General features: G+C 52.5%; 2 protein-coding genes. Both read right to left on the reverse strand.

Annotation, left to right across the window (positions count from 1 at the left end):
• A partial coding sequence (locus MHN31_RS23845) for a condensation domain-containing protein (protein WP_239445516.1) occupies positions 1 to 1,887 on the reverse strand: 1,887 nt, incomplete at its 3' end.
• Positions 1,887 to 5,474: amino acid adenylation domain-containing protein (locus tag MHN31_RS23850; RefSeq protein ID WP_239445517.1), on the reverse strand; the 3,588-nt coding region annotated here is incomplete at its 5' end. The genes MHN31_RS23850 and MHN31_RS23845, both read right to left, overlap by 1 nt.

Raw genomic sequence — 5,474 nt, forward strand, 5'->3', positions numbered from 1 at the left:
GTTGCGGGCTTTGGTGTTGCTGGGTTCAAACGGAATATAAGCTGCCCCGGCTTTGAGTACGCCCAGTAAGCTCACCATCAGGCAGGCACTGCGTGGCATGCAAACACCCACCAGATCGCCGGGCTCAACGCCCTGCTCCTGCAAACAGTCAGCCAGTTTAGCCGCCTGCGCATTAAGCTGCGCATAACTAAGCTGTTCGGTGTCACTGTGCACGGCAATCGCATCCGGTGTCAGCGCTGCCTGCTGCTCAAATCGCTCAATCAGGCCTGTGGCATCATCCAGACGACACTCACCCGCCTGGGTATATAAAGTCTGAGGCTGATTAAACATCACATCGGCAACACTGGCTGTCGTAATGGTTTGTTGCTGATATGCCTGGGTCAGATTACGGCAGATCAGCTGAAACAAACTGCTCAGCGTGGCAATGGTTTGGGTATCGAATAATTCGTTGTCATACGACCAGTCAATGACCATGTTCTGCTCAGATACACGGGCATGAATATCCAGGTCGCCACGCACCACGACTGTCTCTTTACTCAGCTCAAAGCCTGCAAATCCGGCATTGCTCAGCAAAGCAGCATCCTGGCTTGAGAGTTCGCCCAGCTCAGAGCCCAGTGTAAACTGGATCTGGAATAACGGGCTGTAGTTAGCAGCTCGGGTGATCTCCAGCGCTTCAACCAGATTGTCAAACGGCAGCAACTGATTGTTCTGCGCCTCTATATGCGTACGCGCAACCTGTTTCAGATAATCAGACAGCGACTGTGCTCTGTCGGTATCCAAACGCAGTACCAGTCGATTCAGGAAGCACCCTATCATAGGATGTAATTGTTCGCTGTCACGATTAGAGATCGTGGTACCCATTACCACATCCTGATACTGGCCATACTGAGAGAGCGTCAGTGCCAGCGCGCTGTGTAGCAGCATAAAGGGCGTTAACTTGTATTCCCTGGCAATGCGGTGCAACACGGGCACCAGCTCAGCAGGCAGCGCTTCACTGTATAACTTACCAAAGTTGGCTTTATCTGCCTGCCGTGCATGATCCAGCGGCAGACTATGTAATTGCGCCATACCCGCCAGTTTATTGCGCCAGTAATCGGTTTGTTGTGTGCATTGCTCACCGTTCAGCCAGTCCTGTTGCCAGCTGGCGTAATCCAGGTACTGCAGAGGCAACTCGGCCTGAGGCTGCATGCCCCCTTGCAACTGCATATACGCGGTCATCAAATCTTGTTTCAGAATATCTAAAGACCAGGCGTCACAAGCAATATGGTGAATATTGATAATGAGCAAGGCATCTGCGTGCAGTGCGTCAGGGGTGCGGAAGTGATCAACACGGATCATCAGGTCGCTACCCAGCGCAAAGGGGGCCGCAATGCAGGCCTGGATGTCAGCTTTAAACGTCTGTTCATCGCAGCTGGTACTGTCATGATAGCGAATGCTGATCGACTCGTCGCTCAGTTGCTGCTCAGTGGCACCATCGGCGGCCAACACATAACGACTGCGCAAGATTTCATGCTTTTTCAACACATGATTAAGCGCGCTCTCAAGATGTGCCATGGACACAGCATCGGTCAGGGTGAATGCCAGCGGCATATGGTAATCACTGGAACCACCGCGCAGCTGGTCAATAAACCAGAAACGTTTTTGTGCAGAAGACAAAGGGTAGCTTTTCCCGGCTTCACGCACCACAGGCTGAATCGGGTTCACAGCCGCTAGGGGCGCTTGCTGCTGTGACAAATACTCCATCAATGCCGGCTTATTGTCACGGATCAAGCTAGCCAGCTCAGCGGTCAATGCGCCCTTTTTGGCCTCCACAGCGAGACGGTCGCCATTAACAGAAAGTAGGATTTGGTTGTTAGTTAATTGATCGATAATTGCTTGTGTGTTCATTAGAATTCTACCCTTTCAATTTGGTCTGCGCTGGCATCGTTAATTTGTTGTTTTAATGCTTGTTGATTGCGTTGGCGCTCGATTTGGGCAGCCAGTGTGGCTACCGTGTCGTTTTCAAAAATGGTTTGTACCGTCAGAGATACTTCAAATTGTGTCTGGATCTGAGAGACGGCTTTTAAGATCAGCAGCGAATGGCCGCCGAGATTAAAGAAGCTGGTTGTGACCCCGATGTCCTGCGTTTCGCGGGACAGTAACTGCGCCCAGATTGCAACCAGTTGATGCTCCAGCTCAGTCGTTGGCGCACAGTATTCGCTTTGTTGCACATTGAGTTTGGGCTCAGGCAAAGCAGCCACATCTAGCTTGCCGTTCACTGTCAGCGGCAGTTCATCGACAATGTTCAGGCTGCCTGGCTGCATATACTGTGGCAGTTGCTCTGCCAGCTGATTGCGTATCGCCTGCAAGGTGTCTTGTGGTTCGGCTTCTGAATCGCTCGCATGCAACTTAAGGTAAGCGGCCAGGTGCTGCTCTGTATCAACCTTAAAGACAGTGACAGCGGCATCCTGAACCTGAGGCTGCTGGGCTAAAATCCCGCTCAGCTCACCCAGTTCCACACGAAATCCTCGTAGCTTCACCTGGTCGTCGTTACGACCAATGAAGATCAGCTCCCCCTGGTCGGTGTAACGCACCAGGTCGCCGGTGCGATACAAGCGTGGTGCCTCTATCGCCAAACACTGATCAGCATAAGGGTTGCTGATAAACCGCTCGGCACTGAGCTGAGGTTGGTTCAGATAACCTCGCGCCACACCTGGTCCACCAATGTACAACTCGCCTTCACAGCCCTTAGGCACTAATCCGCCGTCGTCATTGAGTACTAGCAAAGTGTTATTGACATTAGCCTTGCCTATGGTGACAAGCTCAGCGCCCGACGCCGCATGCAAACGTGATGTGGTCGCCGTTATTGTTGCTTCTGTCGGTCCATAACTGTTGAACAAAGTCACTGTAGGTGCTGCGCTAAAGAAGCGCTCCATGTGGGTTTGCCCCATGGCTTCACCACCGATGATCACCGCACGCAGTGTTGCAATGGCAAATGCCCCCTCCATATCGGTCATTTGCTTCCAGAACGCGGTTGGCAGGCTCATTACTGTAACTTGATGCGTGCTACAAAATGCGTTGAACGCCGCTGCGCTGCCAAGGCACTCTTCATTACGCAGTACCAGAGAAGCCCCCTGGCACAAGGCCCCAAACAACTCTTCAACAAAAATATCGAAGCTCATGGTTGAGAACTGCAACATCACATCTTCAGCGGTCAGCTCATATTGCGTGCGACAGTGGCATTGATAATTGACCAGCGAGCTATGCTCTACTGCAACCCCTTTGGGTTTCCCGGTAGAGCCTGAGGTATATATGACATAGGCCAGGTTGTTACCGGACACCTCTACCTGAACAGGGTTGTCCTGCGGATACTCACTGAGGTCAAGCAACGCAATATCTATGGCTGTGCCGCCAAGCTCAGTCATCAGTCCATCAGCCACGCTCAGGCCAGTGTCGTAGCCTAGAATGTGTTGCAACTTCGCATCTGATGCCATATGACTCAGACGACTGTTCGGATAGCTTGGGTCGAGCGGTACGTAGGCGCCCCCGGCTTTCAATATCGCCAGAATGCTCACCACCATCTCCACAGAGCGGCTACTACACACACCCACTAAAGTTTCTGGTGTCAGCTGATGCTCGTTCAGCAGGTAGTGCGCCAGTTGATTAGCGCGCTGGTTCAGCGCACCATAGCTAATGTGTTGCTCGTTAAAGACCAATGCAGTGGCGTCTGGCGTGGCCTGGGCTTGCTTTTCAAATAATGTATGTATGCACTGTGTCGCATCAAAACTTTCTACCTGCTGATTAAAGGTCACCAGCAACTCGTGTTGTTCTGCCCCTGACAGCATGGTGAGTGCGCCTGGTGCCTGTGCGAGTAATGTCTCAGTCGTCTGTTGGGCAAACGTTGTCAGCAATGTGCAAAGATGACGACTCAGGGTTTCAATCCGCTCTTGGCTGAACAGCGCCTTGTCATAGGTCCAGCAGATATCCACTCCGGTATCACTCAGCGCCATATCTATATCGAGATCAAACTTGGCAATCACGGCGTCATCAGCCAGGGGACTCAACTGTGCGTCGCCTAGCGACCAGTTGTTGTCTATCGACTGATCGGTGACCCCATAATCCGTGGTGGTTGTCAGCATCACCTGAAACAGTGGGGTATAAGCACTGCTACGTGGCACATTGAGCTGCTCTACCAGCTGCTCAAATGGCACATCCTGATTTGACTGGGCATCCAAATGAACTGCTTTAACGTGCGCCAGATAATCAGCCAAAGTGGCCTGTGCAGTGTTTACATTCAGCACCAGCGTGTTGACAAAAAAGCCAATCAGAGGGGCAAGCTCTGCTTGCATACGGTTGGCTACCGGCGTGCCAATCACAATATCCTGGGCATTACTGTGTCTGGATAACAGCAATGACAGCGCACCATGGAGTAACATAAATGGTGTCAGCCCCTGCGCTTTGGCCAGCGCCGCCAGCCCCTGAGCAACCTCTGTACTCAATGTACTTTTAACCTGGCCACCCTGATGCTGCTTTACGTCCGGACGAGGATGGTCCAGAGGCAAGCTATGTACTGCCGGCAACTGTGCCAGTTGCTGTTGCCAGTAACCCAGCTGTTCGTCTAGCACGCCATCTTCTAAATAGGTTCGTTGCCACTGCGCGTAATCTGCGTACTGAATAGTCAGAGGTGCCAGCGGATTCTCCTGTCCCTGACTGTAGGCAAGGTAGAGTGCAACAAATTCTTTGATCAGTACCTGCATTGACCAGCCATCGGAGGCAATATGATGCATGTTGAACAACATCACTCCGCTGCTTTGTGAGGTCTGAATATAGCCTGCACGCATCATCACCTCACAGCTGAGGTCAAACGGCTGACTCAGCTGTTGCGTCATCGCCCCGGCAATCGCCTGTTGCTGCGCCGTCTCACTCAGCATGCGGACATCCTCATAACTGAGCTCAAAAGATGCCTGCTGGCGGATCACCTGAGCATCATCGCGATACACGGTTCTGAGTACTTCATGACGGTCAACGATGGTCTGCAACACAGCCTCAACCACAGTCAGATTCAGTTCGCCCTGAACATGAAAGGCCGCCGGCATATTGTATTGCGCCGAGCCCTGGTTGAGCTGATCGATAAACCATAAGCGCTGCTGAGCAAAAGACAGTGGCTGGAGACTGTGCTGACCCAATTGCAGGTCTGTCAGCATAACTCTTGGCTGGGCAGTGATCTCTGCACGTATCGCCTGTCCCTGGTGGGCTTCAACGGCTTTGGCCTGCTCAGCAAGCGTGGTTACGTTAAACAGCGTTTTCACTGGCAGCTCAACCGCCAGCTCGGCGCGCAGTGCAGCGGCCAGCTTAACGACCAGCAGTGAATGTCCGCCCAGCTCGAAAAAGTCTGCCTGTGTGCTTATCTGGCTGGCTTCTACATTGAGCAGCTGCGCCCAAATCTCACATACCGCCTGCTCTGTGTCTGTTTGCGGCGCTACGTAACGGCCCTG

Origin of the sequence: Pseudoalteromonas sp. McH1-42 (genome assembly GCF_022347845.1) — a bacterium.
Classification (GTDB): Bacteria; Pseudomonadota; Gammaproteobacteria; order Enterobacterales; family Alteromonadaceae; genus Pseudoalteromonas; species Pseudoalteromonas rubra_D.